The sequence below is a fragment of the Citrobacter sp. Cpo015 genome (assembly GCF_030333035.1).
Taxonomy (GTDB): Bacteria; Pseudomonadota; Gammaproteobacteria; order Enterobacterales; family Enterobacteriaceae; genus Citrobacter; species Citrobacter portucalensis.
Genome location: NZ_JAOWGS010000037.1, coordinates 625,227 through 644,605, shown reverse-complemented (window position 1 = coordinate 644,605; position 19,379 = coordinate 625,227). Strand labels below are relative to the sequence as shown.

Annotated in this window: 18 protein-coding genes and 1 pseudogene; 11 read left to right on the top strand and 8 right to left on the bottom strand. The window is 52.2% G+C overall.

Going from position 1 to position 19,379, the window contains the following annotated elements:
- Positions 1 to 4 precede the first annotated feature (4 nt).
- Genes OGY67_RS18755 through OGY67_RS18730 form a run of 6 tightly spaced genes read left to right on the top strand, consistent with a single transcriptional unit; the run spans position 5 to position 4,855 of the window.
- Complete coding sequence (locus tag OGY67_RS18755) at positions 5 to 814, top strand: DeoR/GlpR family DNA-binding transcription regulator (protein ID WP_252431140.1); 810 nt, start codon at positions 5 to 7, stop codon at positions 812 to 814.
- Entirely contained in the window at positions 795 to 1,571 is a 777-nt protein-coding gene (locus OGY67_RS18750) for a hydroxypyruvate isomerase family protein (RefSeq protein ID WP_198801902.1), read from the top strand. Before OGY67_RS18755 ends, OGY67_RS18750 begins: the two co-directional genes overlap by 20 nt.
- Before the next feature lie 28 nt (positions 1,572 to 1,599).
- On the top strand, positions 1,600 to 2,412 hold the full coding sequence (locus OGY67_RS18745) for a beta-keto acid cleavage family enzyme (protein WP_252431142.1): 813 nt from the start codon (positions 1,600 to 1,602) through the stop codon (positions 2,410 to 2,412).
- A gap of 21 nt (positions 2,413 to 2,433) precedes the next feature.
- Positions 2,434 to 3,780, top strand: coding sequence for a bile acid:sodium symporter family protein (locus OGY67_RS18740; protein ID WP_048235850.1), 1,347 nt, complete (start codon positions 2,434 to 2,436; stop codon positions 3,778 to 3,780).
- Between the two features lie 5 nt (positions 3,781 to 3,785).
- Entirely contained in the window at positions 3,786 to 4,205 is a 420-nt protein-coding gene (locus OGY67_RS18735; RefSeq protein ID WP_252431144.1) for a GlcG/HbpS family heme-binding protein, read from the top strand.
- The gene (locus tag OGY67_RS18730; RefSeq protein ID WP_008784140.1) at positions 4,202 to 4,855 is read left to right on the top strand and encodes an aspartate/glutamate racemase family protein; all 654 of its coding nucleotides are present in this window, start codon (positions 4,202 to 4,204) and stop codon (positions 4,853 to 4,855) included. The genes OGY67_RS18735 and OGY67_RS18730 overlap by 4 nt, the downstream gene beginning before the upstream one ends.
- 97 nt (positions 4,856 to 4,952) lie before the next feature.
- Here OGY67_RS18730 and sucD read toward each other — a convergent pair whose 3' ends face one another.
- The 8 genes from sucD to sdhC all read right to left on the bottom strand — a co-directional run bounded on the left by sucD (position 4,953) and on the right by sdhC (position 14,627).
- Positions 4,953 to 5,822 (bottom strand): succinate--CoA ligase subunit alpha, encoded by an 870-nt coding sequence (gene sucD, locus OGY67_RS18725; RefSeq protein ID WP_003022929.1) that lies wholly within the window; start codon positions 5,820 to 5,822, stop codon positions 4,953 to 4,955.
- On the bottom strand, positions 5,822 to 6,988 hold the full coding sequence (sucC, locus tag OGY67_RS18720) for an ADP-forming succinate--CoA ligase subunit beta (RefSeq protein ID WP_003022927.1): 1,167 nt from the start codon (positions 6,986 to 6,988) through the stop codon (positions 5,822 to 5,824). Before sucC ends, sucD begins: the two co-directional genes overlap by 1 nt.
- A gap of 90 nt (positions 6,989 to 7,078) precedes the next feature.
- Complete coding sequence (gene odhB / locus OGY67_RS18715) at positions 7,079 to 8,302, bottom strand: 2-oxoglutarate dehydrogenase complex dihydrolipoyllysine-residue succinyltransferase (RefSeq protein WP_286574362.1); 1,224 nt, start codon at positions 8,300 to 8,302, stop codon at positions 7,079 to 7,081.
- Positions 8,303 to 8,316: 14 nt separating this feature from the next.
- A complete protein-coding gene (gene sucA / locus OGY67_RS18710) occupies positions 8,317 to 11,118 on the bottom strand; it encodes a 2-oxoglutarate dehydrogenase E1 component (RefSeq protein WP_003831411.1) in 2,802 nt (933 codons plus the stop codon).
- A 265-nt stretch (positions 11,119 to 11,383) separates the two neighbouring features.
- Positions 11,384 to 12,100 (bottom strand): succinate dehydrogenase iron-sulfur subunit SdhB, encoded by a 717-nt coding sequence (gene sdhB / locus OGY67_RS18705; protein WP_003022921.1) that lies wholly within the window; start codon positions 12,098 to 12,100, stop codon positions 11,384 to 11,386.
- A 15-nt stretch (positions 12,101 to 12,115) separates the two neighbouring features.
- Entirely contained in the window at positions 12,116 to 13,882 is a 1,767-nt protein-coding gene (sdhA, locus tag OGY67_RS18700) for a succinate dehydrogenase flavoprotein subunit (protein WP_003831409.1), read from the bottom strand.
- Positions 13,882 to 14,229 carry a succinate dehydrogenase membrane anchor subunit gene (sdhD, locus tag OGY67_RS18695; protein WP_003831408.1) on the bottom strand — a complete coding sequence of 116 codons (348 nt, stop codon included), beginning with the start codon at positions 14,227 to 14,229 and terminating at the stop codon, positions 13,882 to 13,884. The genes sdhA and sdhD overlap by 1 nt, the downstream gene beginning before the upstream one ends.
- Positions 14,223 to 14,627 (bottom strand): succinate dehydrogenase cytochrome b556 subunit, encoded by a 405-nt coding sequence (gene sdhC, locus OGY67_RS18690; protein WP_286574361.1) that lies wholly within the window; start codon positions 14,625 to 14,627, stop codon positions 14,223 to 14,225. Before sdhC ends, sdhD begins: the two co-directional genes overlap by 7 nt.
- 383 nt (positions 14,628 to 15,010) lie before the next feature.
- Between sdhC and OGY67_RS18685 the strand changes: the two are divergent.
- From OGY67_RS18685 to OGY67_RS18665, 5 genes and pseudogenes are all read left to right on the top strand, one after another.
- A pseudogene (locus OGY67_RS18685) lies at positions 15,011 to 15,121 on the top strand (hypothetical protein).
- 203 nt (positions 15,122 to 15,324) lie between these two features.
- Complete coding sequence (locus OGY67_RS18680) at positions 15,325 to 16,608, top strand: citrate synthase (RefSeq protein ID WP_003831404.1); 1,284 nt, start codon at positions 15,325 to 15,327, stop codon at positions 16,606 to 16,608.
- Positions 16,609 to 16,836: 228 nt separating this feature from the next.
- A complete protein-coding gene (gene tssD / locus OGY67_RS18675; protein ID WP_286574360.1) occupies positions 16,837 to 18,570 on the top strand; it encodes a type VI secretion system tube protein TssD in 1,734 nt (577 codons plus the stop codon).
- Positions 18,571 to 18,581: 11 nt separating this feature from the next.
- On the top strand, positions 18,582 to 18,860 hold the full coding sequence (locus OGY67_RS18670; protein ID WP_071445727.1) for a bacteriocin immunity protein: 279 nt from the start codon (positions 18,582 to 18,584) through the stop codon (positions 18,858 to 18,860).
- Positions 18,861 to 18,935: 75 nt separating this feature from the next.
- Entirely contained in the window at positions 18,936 to 19,340 is a 405-nt protein-coding gene (locus OGY67_RS18665; RefSeq protein WP_071445729.1) for a DUF2251 domain-containing protein, read from the top strand.
- The last annotated feature ends 39 nt before the right edge of the window (positions 19,341 to 19,379 follow it).

Genomic DNA, 19,379 nt, shown 5'->3' with positions numbered 1-19,379 from the left:
TGACATGATGATCCCCGAGCAACGACGTGATTTTATCTACCGCTATGTGCACGAAAAGAATGCCGCCTCATTTAATGAACTGGCAGATCTGATGAGCGTGTCGCATATGACCGTGCGTCGCGACATTCAGTTGCTGGAAGAAGAAGGCAAAGTTATTGCCATTAACGGCGGCGTAAAGCTCAATAACCTGCTGAAATCCGAACTGCCGTGGCGGGAAAAAGCCGAGTTGAATCATGACGTGAAGCGTAAGATAGGCCAGCTCGCCGCAATGCTCATTGAGCCCGGACAAACGCTGTATCTGGATGCCGGAACGTCGTTGTTTGAAGTGGCGAAAGCGGTGGCCGCCAGCCACTGTTTCAATCTGACGGTCGTCACCAACGATTTTTCCATCAGCCACTATCTGATGGATATGCCACACATTACGCTCTACCACACCGGCGGTCTGGTGGATCAGCGTAACCGCTCATGTCTTGGCAAAAGCGCCGCCAGTTTTCTGCGCACCATTAATATTGATGTGGCGTTTCTCAGCTCATCGTCGTGGGATACCGAGCGCGGCATGTCGACGCCGAGTGAAGGGAAAGCCTCGGTCAAAGAAGCGGTGCTCACCGTCTCCCGGCGTCGGGTGCTGGTCTGCGACAGCAGTAAGTTTGGCAAATACGGCATGTTCCACATCTGTGGGCTGGAGCAGTTAACCGACATTATTTCTGATAACCGGTTACCGGAAAATGCGCAGCAGACTATCGCCAGCCAGGGCGTTAAGCTGCATCTGGTTGATGGCCGGGAGGGTGCACGCCATGCTGAAGTTAGCGGCTAACCTCGACTGGTTATTTACTGATTTACCGATAGAGGGTCGATTTCAGGCGGCAAAAGCAGCCGGTTTTCGCGGCGTAGAAGGGCTGTTTCTCTGGCAGCACCCGCTGGAGCATTTGCGGGCCGCTCAGCGGGAAACATCTCTGCCGGTGGTGCTGATGAACGCCCCGGCTGGCAACTGGGCACAGGGTGAACGGGGACTCGCTGCATTGCCCGGTCGAGACCAGGAATTTCATCACAGCCTGAACGTGGCGCGAGATTACGCCACGGCGCTGGGCTGTCGCCGGGTTCACGTTATGTCCGGCTTGCGCTGCAATGACCTGACGCTGCACGCCCAGCGCGACCTCCTGACGAATCGACTGCGCATCGCCTGCGATGTTATGGCAGACGCGGAAATCGATGTACTGATTGAACCATTAAATTCGCAGGATATGCCCGATTATTTTATCGACAGTTTCCCGCTGGCTGAATCTATCATTCACGAGGTTGGTAAGAAGAATATCGGCTTACAGTTTGATATTTACCACTGTCAGAAAACTCATGGCAACGTGGCGAAAAATATCGAACGCTATTTTACCCTTATTAAACATTTTCAAATCGCTTCTGTTCCTTATCGCCATGAACCGGGAACCGGGGAGTTAAATGAAGCATGGCTATTTAATTTTATAAGAAAAATGAATTACCAGGACTGGATTGGCTGTGAATATCAACCATCAACATCAGGGCCGGAATCATTACGCTGGATAACGCCTTACCTATAATTTTAATATCTCTGTACCGGAGGAAAAAATGTCGGATACTGTTATTATTTCGCTGGCACCCGTTGCCGCGGATTGCCCCAGAGTTATACCCGAAGAACTGGCGCAGGAAATACTCGCCAGCGTAGAACATGGCGCGTCCATCGTCCATTTACACGTTCGCGATAAACAGGGACGCCTGACGCCAGATACTACCGACTTTCAGGCAACAATTGACCGCGTTATGCGCCATTCAAACCTGATTATTCAGGCTTCTACCGGCGGCGTCTCTTCGATGTCCATCGCCGAGCGCTGCGCGCCACTGGTCTGCCCCGGCGTGGAGATGGCCTCGCTGAACGTCGGTTCCGTTAACCTCGGTGATGCGGTGTATTTTAATCCCGGTCCGGACGTGGAATATTGTTCACGGCAAATAACTGAACGCAATATTATTCCAGAGTTTGAAGTTTTTGAAATCGGCATGATTAATAACATCCTGAACCTTGAAGATAAAATAAAATTTCAAAAACCAATGCTCTTTAATATTGTTCTCGGTCACCGCGGCAGCACGCCTGCAACCGTTGATGCATTAATTGCTCTGCGTAGCATGATCCCACGCGACGCCTTATGGGGAATTACTCATTTTGGCAGAAGGAATTTCGATATTATCGCTGCCGCGGTCGCTATGGGTGCCAGTGAAGTGCGAATCGGCTTTGAAGATAGTTATTATTTAAGCACCGAAGAAAAAGCGCAGCATAATTATCTGCAGGTCGCCAAACTCGCTACGCTCATTCAGAGTATGGATAAAAAAGTCGCCACACCGGAAATTGCGCGGCGCATGTTATCTATTCCTCCCCGGCAGCAATAACAACAGCAAGGACATTTCAACATGACTATGACCACTGTTATTCACAAAACCGGACTCGGCGTCAGCGTTGCGGGCGTGGCGCTGGCGATTATCGGCGCGCTCATCCAGTCCACGGCGCTGTGGCAGCCGGGGCTGGTGATGTTCACCGTCGGATTCGCCGCCGGTGCAGGCTACTGGCCTGGTTTACGCAGCTATCAGTTTACGTTGTGGATCATCGCCGGTTTTGTTGCCGCCATGACCTGGTCTACGGATCTGATCGTCTGGGGCGGTTTCAATATCACCCATAAATGGATCGTGTTCCTTGTGATTCAGGCCACCATGTTCAGCATGGGCACCAAGCTAACGATCCAGGATTTTATTGATGTCGCCAAAATGCCGTGGGCAGTTTTTATCGGTACCTTCTGCCATTTCGTGATCATGCCCCTGCTCGGCCTGAGCATTACCCTGATCTTTGATTTTCCGCCTGAAGTGGCGGTGGGCATTTTGTTGATTGGCGCTTGCCCCAGCGGTCTCTCGTCAACGGTGATGGTTTACATCGCCAACGCCAACCTCGCGCTGGCGGTATCAATCGCCGCAGTCTCAACGCTGGCGGCAACGGTAATGACACCGTTGTGGGTTAATCTGCTGGCGGGTTCGATGATTGATATCCAGCTCACCGCGATGGTGATGGACGTGGTGAAAATCGTATTAATTCCCATCGGCGCAGCAATTCTGCATGACTATCTGAAAACCTATGCAGGCGTGCGCGGACGCCGTGTTGTCCAGATGCTGGCCGGGATCGGCGCAATTTGGCTGCTGTATATGATTGCCGGCGGCTGGGACGCGCTGTTTGGTCATGCCAGCGCCGAAGCGCAGATGTACGCGGTGGTCCTCAACTTCGTAGCAGGCGGCCTCGTTTGGGCATTGTTCTACAACTGGCTGTATGGCCGCGTGGCGGGCGTGAAGAAGGTCATGCCAACCATCTCAATGATGGGGATCATTTTCTTTACCACCACCGCCGCCGCAGCCGGGCGCGACAACCTGGTGCAGGTCGGTTTCCTGCTCTGCTTCGCCATGTTGATGCATAACCTCGGCGGCTTCCTGATTGGTTATCTGATGAGCCGCTGGATCTTCCGCATGGACGTGCAGTCTGCCCGTACCGTGGCCTTTGAAGTCGGCCTGCAAAACGGCGGTATGGCGTCAGGGCTTGCCGCCGCGATGGGCAAACTGGCAACGGTAGGACTCGCCTCAGCGGTGATGACACCGCTGGGTAACGTTAGCGGCTCGCTGCTCGCCAACTACTGGCGCAAAAAAGACGCCAGACAGGCGCAGGCAGCAGCAGCCAAAGATCCCGTTCAACCCGCTTGCGAAAATCTGTCGAAAGGATAATCACGATGACAACTCTCACTCTGGGACAGGCCCTGCGCGCCGTAACCTGTGCGCTCGAACTCGCCGAAACACGTTATGCAAATCGCCCGTTAAGTGTGGCCGTATGCGATGCCAATGGAGAACTGCTCAGCTTTGCGCGGATGGATAACGCCAAACTGTTAACCATCGAGTTAACCCAGCGTAAAGCGCGCACCAGCAGCCGCCTGGGCTGCACCACGCAGGCATTTTTACAGCGTCTGCAAAAAGAGCAGCTGGATATTAGCTATTTTGCCGATCCGCGTTTTACGGCGCTGCCGGGCGGGATCCCGATTCTGCACCAGGGGAAATACCTTGGAGCCGTCGCGGTAGGTGGTTTATCCGCGCAGGAAGATCATGATGCGGCGCTGTCCGTCGCAGAAATATTACTTAAGGAGATTGCCCAATGAAAAAGGTCGCCATGCTGCATACCAGTGCAGCCACCCTTGCGATGATGCAACAGCTGATCGCCGACATCATGCCGGAGGTCGAAGTGATGCACCTGGTTGAAGAATCTATGATTAAACAGGTGATGAAAGCCGGAGGCGTATCGCCAAATATTGCCGCCCGCATCGCCGACTATGTGCATATTGCTGAAAAGGCGGACTGCGATATCTTTATTACCGCCTGCTCTTCAATTGGTACTGCGGTGGAGCAATGCCAGTTTATGACTCCACTCCAGCTCGCGCGCATTGACTGCGCGATGGTGGAAGAGGCGATTGAAAAAGGCGAGCGGATCGCCGTGTTGGCAACTGTGGCAACCACGCTGAAGCCAACGCTGGATTACGTCCAGCGTAAAGTTCAGCAAAGCGGTAAATCACGAACCATTACGCCTGTATTAATGGAGGATGCATTCCACGCGCTTCTGGCGGGAGATATGGATACCCATGACCGTATCGTCAGTGAAGGGTTACAGAGCGCCTTTACCCAGGCGGATGTCGTGATGCTGGCGCAGGCTTCGATGGCGCGCGTTTTACAACAGCTCCCTTCCCCGCCGGTGCCGGTAATGACCTCACCGGAAAGCGGAATTCGCTGGTTGAAAACGCTGGCTGAACGCTAAATTCCCGGCAAAAAAAAGGCCATCATCAGATGGCCAACCATGTCGAAACGGGACCAGCCCTTGACTATGCAGAGAGTCAGGGCTGTTTTTTTATTTCTTACTTAATAACGGTTTTCAGCGCTTCGCCGATATCGGCCAGGCTACGAACAGTTTTCACGCCTGCGGCTTCCAGCGCAGCGAATTTCTCATCCGCTGTACCTTTACCACCCGCGATAATCGCACCAGCGTGACCCATACGCTTACCTTTCGGCGCAGTCACGCCCGCGATGTAACCTACAACCGGCTTGGTTACATGATCTTTGATGTAAGCAGCCGCTTCTTCTTCCGCGCTACCGCCGATCTCACCGATCATGACGATTGCTTCAGTCTGCGGATCTTCCTGGAACAGCTTCAGGATGTCGATGAAGTTAGAGCCAGGGATCGGGTCGCCACCGATACCCACACAGGTAGACTGGCCGAAACCATAGTCGGTGGTCTGCTTAACCGCTTCATAGGTCAGGGTACCTGAACGGGAAACGATACCCACTTTACCCGGCTTGTGAATGTGGCCCGGCATGATACCGATTTTACATTCACCCGGAGTGATAACGCCTGGGCAGTTCGGGCCGATCATGCGTACGCCAGCTTCATCCAGCTTCACTTTCACGGTCAGCATATCCAGCGTTGGGATACCTTCGGTGATGGTGATGATAAGCTTGATGCCTGCATCGATTGCTTCCAGAATTGAATCTTTGCAGAACGGTGCCGGAACATAGATAACAGTGGCGGTTGCGCCGGTCGCTTCTACCGCTTCACGTACGGTGTTGAACACTGGCAGACCCAGATGCGTGGTGCCGCCTTTGCCCGGCGTAACGCCACCGACCATTTGCGTACCGTAAGCGATCGCTTGTTCGGAGTGGAATGTCCCCTGGCTACCGGTGAAGCCCTGGCAGATAACCTTGGTATCTTTATTAATTAAAACTGACATTATTTCCCCTCCACTGCGGCAACAACCTGCTGAGCTGCATCCGTCAGACTTTTCGCTGCAATAATATTCAGGCCGCTATCAGCCAGTTTTTTCGCGCCGAGTTCAGCGTTGTTACCTTCCAGACGTACCACAACCGGAACGTTTACACCTACTTCTGCTACCGCGCCGATGATACCGTCAGCGATCAGGTCGCAACGTACGATACCGCCGAAGATGTTAACCAGTACGGCTTTAACATTGTCATCAGAGAGGATAATTTTGAACGCTTCGGTTACACGCTCTTTGGTCGCACCGCCGCCAACGTCGAGGAAGTTAGCCGGTTCGCCGCCGTGCAGCTTAACGATGTCCATGGTGCCCATTGCCAGGCCCGCACCGTTAACCATACAACCGATGTTACCGTCCAGTGCGACGTAGTTCAGTTCCCACTGTGCAGCCTGCGCTTCACGCGGATCTTCCTGAGACTGGTCGCGCATTTCGCGCAGATCAGCCTGGCGGAACAGTGCGTTGCCGTCAGCGCCCAGTTTGCCGTCGAGGCAGATCAGATCACCCTGTTTGGTCACAACCAGCGGGTTGATTTCGATCAGCGCCAGATCGCGCTCCAGGAAGATAGTCGCCAGACCCATGAAGATCTTGGTGAACTGCTGAACCTGTTTACCTTCCAGACCCAGTTTGAACGCCAGCTCACGACCCTGGTAAGGCATCGGGCCTGCCAGCGGATCGAGCGCCACTTTGTGGATCAGGTGCGGGGTTTCTTCCGCTACTTTTTCGATTTCCACGCCGCCTTCGGTAGAGGCCATGAAGACCACGCGACGGGAGCTACGGTCAACAACTGCGCCGAGGTAAAGTTCTTTACCAATGTCGGTCGCGGCTTCAACCAGAATCTGATTTACCGGTTGGCCATGAGCATCTGTCTGGTAAGTGACCAGACGTTTACCCAGCCAGTGTTCAGCAAAAGCGCGAATGTCTTCTTTGCTGTTTACCACCTTCACACCGCCCGCTTTACCACGGCCACCAGCGTGAACCTGACATTTCACTACCCACGGGCCAGCGCCGATTTTAGATGCAGCTTCTTCGGCTTCACGCGGAGTAGTACAGGCATAACCCACCGGTGCCGGTAAGCCATAGCGGGCAAAAAGTTGTTTTGCCTGATATTCATGTAAGTTCATGTGTTCTGTCCATCCTTCAGGTAATCGTTATCTTTTACCCGTAGGTCTGATAAGCGTCCAGACCTACGGGGCAGGTGATACTCTTATTAACTACACGTCCAGCAGCAGACGCGTTGGATCTTCCAGCAACTCTTTAATGGTTACCAGGAAGCCTACTGACTCACGACCATCGATCAGACGGTGGTCATAAGACAGCGCCAGATACATCATCGGCAGGATTTCAACCTTGCCGTCTACCGCCATCGGACGATCTTTGATGGCATGCATACCCAGGATGGCGCTCTGCGGTGGGTTGATGATCGGCGTGGACATCAGGGAACCGAACACACCACCGTTAGTGATGGTGAAGTTACCACCCGTCAGATCTTCGACCGTCAACTTGCCGTCGCGACCTTTAACTGCCAGTTCTTTAATATTCTTCTCAATGTCAGCCATACCCAGCAGATCCACATCACGCAGGACCGGCGTGACCAGGCCACGCGGCGTGGAGACCGCCATGCTGACATCAAAGTAGTTGTGGTAAACCACGTCATCGCCGTCGATGGACGCGTTCACTTCCGGATAGCGTTTCAGCGCTTCAACAACCGCTTTCACGTAGAAAGACATAAAGCCCAGACGGATACCGTGGCGTTTCTCGAACGCATCACCGTATTGCTTACGCAGGTCCATGATTGGCTTCATGTTGACTTCGTTGAACGTGGTCAGCATGGCGGTAGAATTTTTCGCTTCCAGCAGACGCTCGGCTACGCGTTTGCGCAGACGGGTCATCGGAACACGTTTTTCGCCACGCGCGCCCAGTTGAGCCTGCGGTGCAGGTGCTGCAGCCGGCGCTTTTGCTTCGGCTTTCGCAGCCGGAGCTTTCGCCAGATGTTTTTCAACATCTTCACGGGTGATACGACCGCCGACACCGGTGCCGTTGATAGCGCTGGCTTCGAGGTTATGCTCACCCAGCAGGCGACGGATCGCCGGGCTCAGGGCATCGTTGTTCTGCTCAGCAAGAGACGCCTGCTGGCGCTGTGCCGGAGTAGAATCTGTCTCTTCAGACTTAGCACTGGTTTCTTTACCGGTGCTGTTGCCTTCACGCAGGCGACCGAGGATCTGGCGAGAAGTGACGGTTGTCCCTTCATCTTCCAGAACCGCATCAAGAATACCGTCCGCTGATGCCGGTACTTCCAGTACCACTTTGTCAGTTTCGATTTCTACCAGTACTTCATCACGACGTACTGCATCGCCCGGTTTTTTGTGCCAGGTTGCAACCGTTGCATCCGCTACGGATTCAGGCAGGTCGGGAACAAGAATATCTACGCTACTCATTATTTATCCTTTATTTAATCGACGTTCAGCGCGTCATTTACCAGATCTTGTTGCTGCTTCTGGTGAACGGACATATACCCTACTGCCGGAGAGGCAGAGGCCGGGCGACCTGCATAACGCAGAGCTGACCCAAATGGAATTACTTCACGGAAATGATGCTGGCTGCAGTACCATGCGCCCTGGTTGAGCGGCTCTTCCTGGCACCAGACAAAATCATGTACGTGAGCAAATGGTTTCAGCGCTTCCTGCACCGCTTTATGCGGGAACGGATAGAGCTGTTCGATGCGCACAATGGCGACATCTTTTTGGTCGTTCTTGCGGCGTTGCTCCAGCAGGTCGTAATAAACCTTACCAGAACACATCACGACACGCTTCACGCCTTTAGGATCAAGTTCATCTACTTCGCCAATGGCTGGCAGGAAAGTACCATTTGCCAGTTCGTCCAGCGTAGACACCGCCAGCGGATGACGCAGCAGCGACTTCGGTGACATCACCACCAGCGGACGACGCATACCGCGCAGCGCCTGACGACGCAGCATGTGGTAAACCTGCGCCGGGGTAGACGGGACGCAAACCTGCATGTTTTGTTCAGCGCAAAGTTGCAGATAACGTTCCAGACGCGCGGAGGAGTGCTCCGGACCCTGACCTTCATAGCCGTGCGGCAGCAGCATAACCAGACCACACATACGGCCCCATTTCTGCTCGCCGGAAGAGATGAACTGGTCGATAACGACCTGTGCACCGTTAGCGAAGTCACCGAACTGTGCTTCCCAGATGGTTAGCGTGCGCGGTTCTGCTGTGGCATAACCGTACTCGAACGCCAGCACGGCTTCTTCAGACAGCACGGAGTCCCATACGCGGAAGGTGCCTTGTCCGTTATGCACATGCTGCAGCGGCGTGTAGGTTGAACCGTTCGCCTGGTTATGAATCACCGCGTGACGGTGGAAGAAGGTTCCGCGACCGGAGTCTTCACCCGACAGACGGACCGGAATGCCTTCGTCAACCAGCGTGGCGTAAGCCAGATTCTCTGCACCACCCCAGTCAAACAGCTTCTCGCCTGCGGCCATGGCCTGGCGGTCGCCGTAAATCTTGGCAACACGCGACTGCATTTCAACCGCTTCAGGTACCGTGCTGATGCGTTTTGCCAGCTCCTGCAGACGCTTCATCTCAACTTTGTTCGGGTAGTTTTCATCCCATTCGTGGTTGAGGTACGGCGACCAGGTGAAGGAGTGCATGTTCATTGGACGCCACTCTTTCACTACGCATTCGCCAGCATCCAGCGCGTCACGGTACAGATTGACCATCTCGGTCGCATCTTCCAGCGTGGCGACCTTGTCCGCTTCCAGCTTATCAGCGTAGATTTTGCGCGGGGTCGGATGCTTTTTGATTTTCTGATACATCAGCGGCTGGGTTGCGCTCGGCTCGTCGGCTTCGTTGTGGCCGTGACGGCGGTAGCACACCAGATCGATAAAGACATCGCGTTTAAAGGTATTACGGAAATCCAGCGCCAGGCGGGTCACGAAAGCGACCGCTTCCGGGTCATCCGCGTTCACGTGGAAAATCGGCGCCTGAACCATCTTACCGATGTCGGTACAGTACGGTGTAGAACGCGCATCCAGCGGGTTAGACGTAGTGAAGCCCACCTGGTTGTTGATAACGATGCGAACGGTACCGCCCACTTCGTAACCACGCGCTTTCGACATGTTCAGGGTTTCCTGAACCACGCCCTGCCCGGTAACTGCCGCATCACCGTGAATGGTGATTGGCAGGACTTTATTGCTGCTCGGCTCGTCCAGACGATCCAGACGCGCACGTACGGAACCGATAACCACCGGGCTAACGATTTCCAGGTGCGACGGGTTAAACGCCAGCGCCAGGTGCACCAGACCGCCTTCGGTTTCGATATCTGATGAGAAGCCCATGTGGTACTTCACGTCACCGGTGCCGAGGTGTTCTTTATGTTTGCCCGCAAATTCGTCGAACAGTTCCTGCGGGCGTTTGCCCAGTACGTTAACCAGAACGTTCAGACGACCACGGTGCGCCATGCCCAGTACCACTTCACGGGTACCGCTGTTACCGGCGTGGCGGATCATCTCTTTGAGCATTGGGATTAACGCATCGCCGCCTTCCAGCGAGAAGCGTTTCGCGCCCGGGAACTTAGCGCCCAGGTAGCGTTCCAGACCTTCTGCTGCGGTCAGTTCACTGAGGAAACGTTTTTTCTCTTCGCTACTGAATGCGGCACGGCCAGACTCGATACGCTGCTGAAGCCAACGTTTTTCTTCGGTGCTGGTGATGTGCATATACTCGGCGCCAATTGGGCCGCAGTAGGTTTGTTTCAGCGCAACAACCAGGTCGCTCAGCTTCATCGTGTCTTTGCCGCCGGCAAAAGAACCTACGTTAAAGCTTTCCTGGAAATCCGCATCGGTCAGATCGTGGAAAGACGGGTCCAGATCGGCCACATTTTCTTGCTGCCACAGTCCCAGCGGATCAAGATTCGCATGCTGATGACCGCGGAAACGATAGGCGTTAATGAGCTGCAGGACTTTAACCTGCTTCACATTGGCATCAGGGTCGGAAATAGAAGAAGAGTAACGTGGGGTAATCAACGCCTGTCGACGGAAATAATCACGTGTTTTTGAGTGAAGTTGATCCGGTTTGACTCCGGTACCAGGTAACTGCTGGAACGTCGAACGCCAGTTAGCATCTACCGAGTCAGGGTCGGTTAAGAAGTCTTCATAGAGCTGTTCTATCCAGCTCTGGTTAGAACCAGAGAGGTAAGAAGAGTCCAACCAGGCTTTCAAAGCGCTGTTCTGCATCGTGATCCCTTAAGCATTTGTATGCTTACTTCGCCGTGGATACTACCACGCACACCGATGTGCGTGCCGGGGTTCACTTGTTGCGGACTGTCGTGTCATCTGCGTCCGCTAAGGAACCTTTAAAAACTGTCTAATAATGTGGCAGTTTTTAGAGGTTTCCTGCACTTAAATTGCCTGATGGCGCTTCGCTAATCAGGCCTACAAGGTACGTAACCCGTAGGCCGGATAAGACGCTACGTCGCCATCCGACAACCACTACAACTACTTACGCACTACGTTTGAGCAGCATCGACTTAATATGGCCGATGGCGCGCGTCGGGTTCAGTCCTTTCGGACATACGCTGACGCAGTTCATGATGCTATGGCAGCGGAATACGCTGAAAGCGTCACTTAAACCTTCCAGGCGGCTGTCGGTCTCGGTATCGCGGCTATCAATTAAGAAGCGATACGCTGCCAGCAGGCCTGCCGGGCCAATAAATTTGTCCGGGTTCCACCAGAATGATGGGCAGGACGTTGAGCAGCATGCACACAAAATACATTCATACAGCCCATCGAGCTTCTCACGCTGCTCTGGCATTTGTAAATGCTCACGAGCTGGCGGATTTTTCCCATTATTCAACAAGTAAGGCTTAATCTTCTCATACTGTGCGTAGAATTGCCCCATGTCTACCACCAAATCGCGCACAACCGGTAAACCCGGCAGCGGGCGAATGACAATTTTTTTGCCCGGCTGATTCAGCGCAGAAATAGGAGTGATACAGGCCAGTCCATTTTTGCCGTTCATGTTCAGACCGTCGGAGCCACAAACCCCTTCACGGCAGGAGCGACGAAACGACAGCGACGGATCTTTTTCTTTCAGCTGCATCAATGCATCCAGCAGCATCATGTCGCGCCCTTCTTCCGCCTCCAGGGTGTAATCCTGCATGCGCGGAGCGTCGTCAACATCCGGGTTATAGCGATAAACTGAAAACTCGAGTTTCATTGTCCTGTCTCCGCATTAATAAGTACGAATCTTCGGCGGGAATGCCGGGCGCAGCTTCGGTTCCATATTGACTTGACGTCGCGTCATGGATTCCGACTCTGGCAGGTACAGGGAATGGCACAGCCAGTTTTCATCATCACGTTCCGGGAAGTCGAAGCGGCTATGCGCGCCACGGCTTTCGGTACGGAAGTTTGCAGATACTGCAGTGGCGTACGCGGTCTCCATCAGGTTATCCAACTCCAGACACTCAACGCGCTGGGTGTTGAACTCGCTGGAGGTATCGTCCAGACGGGCATTTTTCAGGCGTTCGCGGATCGCTTTCAGCTCTTCCAGACCTTTCGCCATCGCATCGCCTTCGCGGAATACCGAGAAGTTATGCTGCATACATTCTTGCAGCGCTTTGCGAATCGCCACCGGGTCTTCACCGTTACGGTTACCGTTCCAGCGGTTCAGACGCGCCAGAGAAGCGTCGATTTCATCTTCGGTCGCATCCAGCAGGTCACCCTGCTCAGCGATGGATTCCTGCAGATGCAGACCAACCGCACGACCAAATACTACCAGGTCCAGCAGCGAGTTGCCGCCCAGACGGTTGGCGCCGTGAACCGATACGCAGGCGATTTCGCCGACGGCAAACAGCCCAGGGATCACCACATCTTCGCCCTGCTCATTCACGGTCAACGCCTGGCCAGTTACTTTGGTCGGAATACCGCCCATCATATAGTGGCAGGTTGGGATAACCGGAATCGGCTCTTTGACCGGGTCAACGTGAGCAAAGGTACGAGACAGTTCGAGAATGCCCGGCAGACGGGATTCCAGCACTTCTTTACCCAGGTGGTCGAGTTTCAGTTTGGCGTGCGGCCCCCACGGGCCGTCACAGCCGCGACCTTCGCGAATTTCGATCATGATGGAACGCGCCACCACGTCACGACCCGCCAGGTCTTTCGCATTCGGGGCATAACGCTCCATGAAGCGCTCGCCGTGTTTGTTCAGCAGGTAGCCACCTTCACCACGGCAGCCTTCTGTTACCAGAACGCCTGCACCGGCGATACCGGTTGGGTGGAACTGCCACATCTCCATATCCTGCACCGGCACGCCAGCGCGGATAGCCATACCAACACCGTCACCGGTATTGATGTGGGCATTAGTGGTGGACTGATAAATACGGCCAGCACCACCGGTCGCCAGCACGGTCGCGCGGGCTTTGAAGTAAACCACTTCACCGGTTTCGATACACAACGCGGTACAACCGACAACTGCGCCATCGGCGTTTTTCACCAGGTCCAGCGCATACCACTCGGAGAAGATGGTGGTATGGTTTTTCAGGTTCTGCTGATACAGCGTGTGCAACAGTGCATGACCGGTACGGTCGGCCGCTGCCGCAGTACGTGCCGCCTGCTCGCCGCCGAAGTTCTTCGACTGGCCACCAAACGGACGTTGATAAATTGTGCCATTGTCGAGGCGAGAGAACGGCAGTCCCATGTGGTCCAGCTCCAGAATGGCTTCCGGACCGGTTTTACACATATATTCAATAGCGTCCTGGTCACCAATGTAGTCCGACCCTTTAACGGTGTCGTACATGTGCCATTCCCAGTTATCTTCATGGGTATTACCGAGCGCAACGGTGATGCCACCCTGCGCGGATACGGTATGGGAACGGGTTGGGAACACTTTGGAGAGCAGCGCACAGGTCTGACCGCTCTGGGAAATTTGCAGCGCCGCGCGCATACCTGCGCCGCCGGCACCAATCACAACAGCATCAAATTCTCTGACTGGCAGTTTCATTACACACCCCACACCACAACAAATCCATAAATGACGTAAACCACCAGCGCAACGACGATAGCCAGTTGCAGAATCAGGCGCACAGCCAGAGGTTTAACGTAGTCGGTCAACACCTGCCACATGCCAATCCAGGCATGAATCAAGATGGAGAAGAGTGCCAGCAGGGTGAAGACTTTGGTGAATGCCGATGAGAAGAAACCGGTCCAGACTTCATACGTCAGCTCGCCGCTGGTGGCGAAGAAACCGACCATATAGATGATGTATAACGTCAGAACGATAGCGGTAGCACGGACCAGAATGAAGTCATGTACGCCGTTGCGTCCTAATGCGGAGGCGTTGCTTACCATACGAGGACTCCTGCGAGAAGTGAAAGCACGACAATGATAACGAAACAAATTTTGGCGGAGCGTGTCCCTGCTTCGAGGGTTTCTTCGATATAGCCAAAATCCATCAACAGATGGCGAATGCCCATTACGGCGTGATATGCCAGCGCAATCATGATCCCCCACAGAATTAACTCCACAAAGAAGTTATTCATAATGGATGACGCGGTGAGGAAACCTTCAGGGGAGGAAAGGCTGGTACCCAATAACCACAACAGAATCCCGACCGCCACAAAGGTGATCACTCCGGATACGCGATGGAGAATGGACGCTATCGCCGTGATTGGGAACCGGATCGTTTGCAGATCCAGATTGACAGGTCTTTGTTTTTTCACATTTCTTATCATGAATAACGCCCACATGCTGTTCTTATTATTCCCTTTAGACTTCGGGTACAGAAGATGAAGACACCTGTAGCCTGAAAGACGACGGGATTTCCTTCCTCCGGTCTGCGTGCGGGTCAGACAGCGTCCTTACTATAACTACGCGTCATATAAAACACTGCTTCCAGATGCTAAAACGACACGTTACAACGCTGGTTGGCTCGGGATTGCAGGGTATTCCGGAGACCTGGCGGCAGTATAGGACGTTCACAAAATCATTACAATTAACCTACATATAGTTTGTCGGGTTTTATCCCGAACAGTGACATAGGTCACGATAACAACATTATTTTAATTTTTAATCATCTGATTTGACAATCATTAAACAAAGTTGTTACAAACGACACCAGAAAAAGCATATAATGCGTAAAAGTTATGGGGTCACTCTTTCACCGGAGATTTAGTTATGTAACAGTGTGGAAGTATTGACCAATACCTTCAGGACAGTTATTAGTGATAGACAGGTTAAATAATTCGGATTGCTAAGTTCTTGATTTGCAGTTTATTCGCCATGAAAAGACCGTTTTACCTGCAAGCGCCCATAGCTCTGTACCCAGGTCATCCCCTCTTTCGCAGAGCGGCGAGCCAAATAACAAACTGGTAACGGTTTATTGATGCACGAAGGCAAATTTAAGTTCCGGCAGTCTTAAGCAATAAGGCGCTAAGGAGACCGTAAATGGCTGATACTAAAGCAAAACTCACTCTAAATGGTGACGCTGCTATTGAACTGGATGTGCTGAAAGGTACGCTCGGTCAAGATGTTATTGATATTCGTAGCCTTGGCTCAAAAGGGATGTTTACTTTTGACCCAGGTTTCACCTCTACCGCATCCTGCGAATCCAAAATTACTTTCATCGACGGTGACGAAGGTGTTTTGCTGCATCGCGGCTTCCCGATTGACCAACTGGCGACCGAGTCCAACTATCTGGAAGTGTGTTATATCCTGCTGTACGGCGAAAAACCGACGCAGGAAGAGTACGACGAGTTCAAAACCACAGTCACTCGCCATACCATGATCCACGAGCAGATCACCCGTCTGTTCCACGGTTTCCGCCGCGACTCTCACCCGATGGCCGTTATGTGCGGTGTTACCGGAGCGCTGGCAGCGTTCTATCATGACTCGCTGGATGTAAACAACGCACGTCACCGTGAAATCGCCGCCTTCCGCCTGCTGTCCAAAATGCCAACCATGGCAGCGATGTGCTACAAATATTCCATCGGGCAGCCGTTCGTATACCCACGTAACGATCTCTCCTACGCCGGTAACTTCCTGAACATGATGTTCTCTACGCCGTGCGAAAAATACGAAGTGAATCCGATTCTGGAACGCGCAATGGACCGTATCTTAATCCTGCACGCTGACCACGAACAGAACGCCTCAACCTCCACCGTACGTACCGCGGGCTCTTCTGGCGCTAACCCGTTTGCCTGCATCGCGGCCGGTATTGCTTCCCTGTGGGGACCGGCACACGGCGGCGCAAACGAAGCTGCGCTGAAAATGCTGGAAGAAATCAGCTCTGTTAAACACATTCCGGAATTTGTTCGCCGCGCGAAAGACAAGAATGATTCCTTCCGCCTGATGGGCTTTGGTCACCGTGTTTATAAAAACTATGACCCGCGCGCTACTGTCATGCGTGAAACCTGCCATGAAGTACTGAAAGAACTGGGCACCAAAGATGATCTGCTGGAAGTGGCGATGGAACTTGAGCACATTGCGCTCAACGACCCGTACTTCATTGAGAAGAAACTCTACCCGAACGTAGACTTCTACTCCGGCATCATCCTGAAAGCGATGGGTATTCCGTCCTCCATGTTCACCGTGATCTTCGCCATGGCACGTACCGTTGGCTGGATTGCACACTGGAACGAAATGCACACCGACGGCATGAAAATCGCGCGTCCGCGTCAGTTGTACACCGGCTACGACAAGCGCGATTTTAAGTCTGATATTAAGCGTTAATTGTTCAGGCCACCGGATAATTCCGGTGGCTTTTTTCAGTTCCCGTCTTGTTCATTGCATTCACCTCTTCAATATTACTTTCTCTCGTTTACTCGCCCTTTAATATATTTAATTGAGCGCAATTCCTACCCTGTTTAATATAGCATTAATTGCCAAAGCATTATTTGATCTTTAAATTCATTAACTATTTAATCCGGCCTCATAAAACACAGCACTGGATTAAATGGCATGGGCGACCTTATTTATCTGAAGATAACAGGTGAGCGACAAGGCGATATCTCTTCTGGTTGTGGTACAGACGCATCGATAGGAAATCGCTGGCAGGAAAACCATCCTGATGAGATTTTTGCTTTTTCGCTCTCTAACGGATTAGTTAATACGGGTTCTGGTATTAATACCCGGGCGCTAAGATTTGAAAAATTAATTGATAAAAGCACACCGCTATTTATTAACGCCATCAATAACAATGAACGTCTGTTTATTGAAATTGATTTATGGCGAATAAACAGATTCGGCAGATGGGAACGCTACTATTATATTCAATTAAGAAATGCTTCGGTAAAAAGCATACAAACCTATGTGGCCCTAAACGAGCTGGATACCGAAGAAATTGCGGTATCGTATGACTATATTCTTTGCAAGCACCTGATTGCCAATACGGAGTTTGACTACCTGGCGTTGCCTGCTGAGTACAATCGTTTGTTTATACCGCCCCGCAATCAGCCGGCTAGTTCGATAATACCCGTTGCGAACCGACCTCCCCCCCCAGCACCACTCATTCCTGCAGTCACACCGGTCTATGCCAAATCCTGTCTGAAAGAGAAAGGCTGTACAGACGCAGGGAGCCGTGAAGAATCGGCTGAAAACTTCGGTCAGATGGCGGTTTTCGCACAATCTTCCGTTGATGATTGTTGCGGATATGCACAACCCGCAGAAGCCTCGACCACGCTGCCGATATTAGGTGGGCTGACGCAGGTGTGGGGCGAGTGGTCACTCGGTGGCATGCTCAGCGCCGCACGCGGCGTTCCTTATATCGGAGCGTTAGCTTCCGCGCTGTATATTCCGTCTGCGGGGACGGGCAGCGCACGCGTTCCCGGACGTGATGAGTTCTGGTATGAGGAAGAACTGCGGAAAAAGGCGCTGGTAGGTGGCACAGCCACAACCCGGGTTCGTTTTTTCTGGGGAACCGACATTCACGGTAAGTCGCAAGTCTACGGCGTGCATACCGGCGAAGGTACTCCGTATGAAAACGTGCGCGTCGCGAATATGCTATGGAATGATGGACACCATCGTTATGAATTTACGCCTGCCCACGACGTAGACGGGCCGTTAATCACATGGACGCCAGAAAATCCTGCGACGGGTGATGTACCTGAACATACTGGAAGCGATATTCCACCGCTTGATCAGCCAACAATTCTGGTGACACCCATCCCGGATGGCAAAAATGAGTACACCACGCCACCGTTCCTTGTGCCGGATGTCGCCGATTTTAACGATTATATTCTGGTCTTTCCGGCCGATTCAGGCATTCAGCCGATATATGTATACCTGAAAACAGCCCGGGACGAACCCGGCACAGCAACCGGCCACGGTGAAATTTTATCCGGAAATAATCGTTGGCTTGAAGCCGCCAGTTCAGGGCTGGGCGCACCGATACCTGCACAGGTCGCAGATAAGCTGCGAGGAAGAACATTTCGCAACTTTGACCATTTCAGAAGAGAGTTCTGGCTTGCGGTGTCAGAGTGCCCTGAGCTAATGTCACAGTTTAAAGAACGAAATCAAATAGAAATTCGTCTCGGAAATGCTCCATTTAGCATCCCTACTGAACATGTTGGAAGGAGAAAAAGATTCGAAATTCACCATCTTGATTTTATCATTAATGGTGGCGAAGTCTTTGATATGGATAACATGAGAATTAATACTGTGAAAAATCATATTAAAAATCACTCTAATAAGTAAAGAGGTTACACATGCAACTAAAACAACGCCTTGAAGACTACACCGAATCCGAATTCTTAGACTTCCTAAATGAATTCTCTGCAAACCCGCGCTACCAGGGAGAAATGGATCGTGAATCTTACATCGACTCATTAGTCGATCATTTCGATAAAATCGTGGACCATCCGGAAAGTAATGGATTGATTTTTTATCCCCCGGATGACAGGGAAGACAGCCCACAAGGCGTCATTGATGAAATCAAAAGATGGCGTAAGTCCCAGGGACGCTCATCATTTAAACAATCAACCTAAAAATTTCAAATCAAGTCGTTAAACATCAATACCGATTATAGAACAGCGTAGTTTTATACATCCAGGAAAATTAAAATGACAATAACAGTTACGGTTCAAGCTCAACTCATCGTCGGTGAAACTCAGGTAATAGAAAGTTTAGCCCCTGAAGGTTCATACGCTGCTGTATTTGAAGATAATGGTCAAACCGGATATTTCTATGCACTTGATGAATCTGAAGACGGAAATCCTATCAAAGATGCACTACATATTTACAATGCAGAAGACGTGTCAGATGGACATATCCCATCAGATGTGAAGATCGGTTGGTCAGAAGACAGTAAGAAATGTGTGTTGCTGATAAATGGTTACCCACACGGTGTCTTTGATTTTGAATCAAAAAATGGATACTGCCGGAGCGGTTTTCCACCTACAATCAGTCAGGAGTGGTCTATCTTCGGGCATGCCTGGAATGATGCTGTCGACGATTTTTTCAGATAACAGGCATCAATACCCGATCGCCGGTTAGTCCGTTTTTAT

Coding starts and splice junctions, on each gene's coding strand:
- OGY67_RS18755 (WP_252431140.1), top strand. CDS start 5: ATGATGATCCCCGAGCAACGACGTGATTTTATCTACCGCTATGTGCAC.
- OGY67_RS18750 (WP_198801902.1), top strand. CDS start 795: ATGCTGAAGTTAGCGGCTAACCTCGACTGGTTATTTACTGATTTACCG.
- OGY67_RS18745 (WP_252431142.1), top strand. CDS start 1,600: ATGTCGGATACTGTTATTATTTCGCTGGCACCCGTTGCCGCGGATTGC.
- OGY67_RS18740 (WP_048235850.1), top strand. CDS start 2,434: ATGACTATGACCACTGTTATTCACAAAACCGGACTCGGCGTCAGCGTT.
- OGY67_RS18735 (WP_252431144.1), top strand. CDS start 3,786: ATGACAACTCTCACTCTGGGACAGGCCCTGCGCGCCGTAACCTGTGCG.
- OGY67_RS18730 (WP_008784140.1), top strand. CDS start 4,202: ATGAAAAAGGTCGCCATGCTGCATACCAGTGCAGCCACCCTTGCGATG.
- sucD (WP_003022929.1), bottom strand. CDS start 5,822: ATGTCAGTTTTAATTAATAAAGATACCAAGGTTATCTGCCAGGGCTTC.
- sucC (WP_003022927.1), bottom strand. CDS start 6,988: ATGAACTTACATGAATATCAGGCAAAACAACTTTTTGCCCGCTATGGC.
- odhB (WP_286574362.1), bottom strand. CDS start 8,302: ATGAGTAGCGTAGATATTCTTGTTCCCGACCTGCCTGAATCCGTAGCG.
- sucA (WP_003831411.1), bottom strand. CDS start 11,118: ATGCAGAACAGCGCTTTGAAAGCCTGGTTGGACTCTTCTTACCTCTCT.
- sdhB (WP_003022921.1), bottom strand. CDS start 12,100: ATGAAACTCGAGTTTTCAGTTTATCGCTATAACCCGGATGTTGACGAC.
- sdhA (WP_003831409.1), bottom strand. CDS start 13,882: ATGAAACTGCCAGTCAGAGAATTTGATGCTGTTGTGATTGGTGCCGGC.
- sdhD (WP_003831408.1), bottom strand. CDS start 14,229: ATGGTAAGCAACGCCTCCGCATTAGGACGCAACGGCGTACATGACTTC.
- sdhC (WP_286574361.1), bottom strand. CDS start 14,627: ATGTGGGCGTTATTCATGATAAGAAATGTGAAAAAACAAAGACCTGTC.
- OGY67_RS18680 (WP_003831404.1), top strand. CDS start 15,325: ATGGCTGATACTAAAGCAAAACTCACTCTAAATGGTGACGCTGCTATT.
- tssD (WP_286574360.1), top strand. CDS start 16,837: ATGGGCGACCTTATTTATCTGAAGATAACAGGTGAGCGACAAGGCGAT.
- OGY67_RS18670 (WP_071445727.1), top strand. CDS start 18,582: ATGCAACTAAAACAACGCCTTGAAGACTACACCGAATCCGAATTCTTA.
- OGY67_RS18665 (WP_071445729.1), top strand. CDS start 18,936: ATGACAATAACAGTTACGGTTCAAGCTCAACTCATCGTCGGTGAAACT.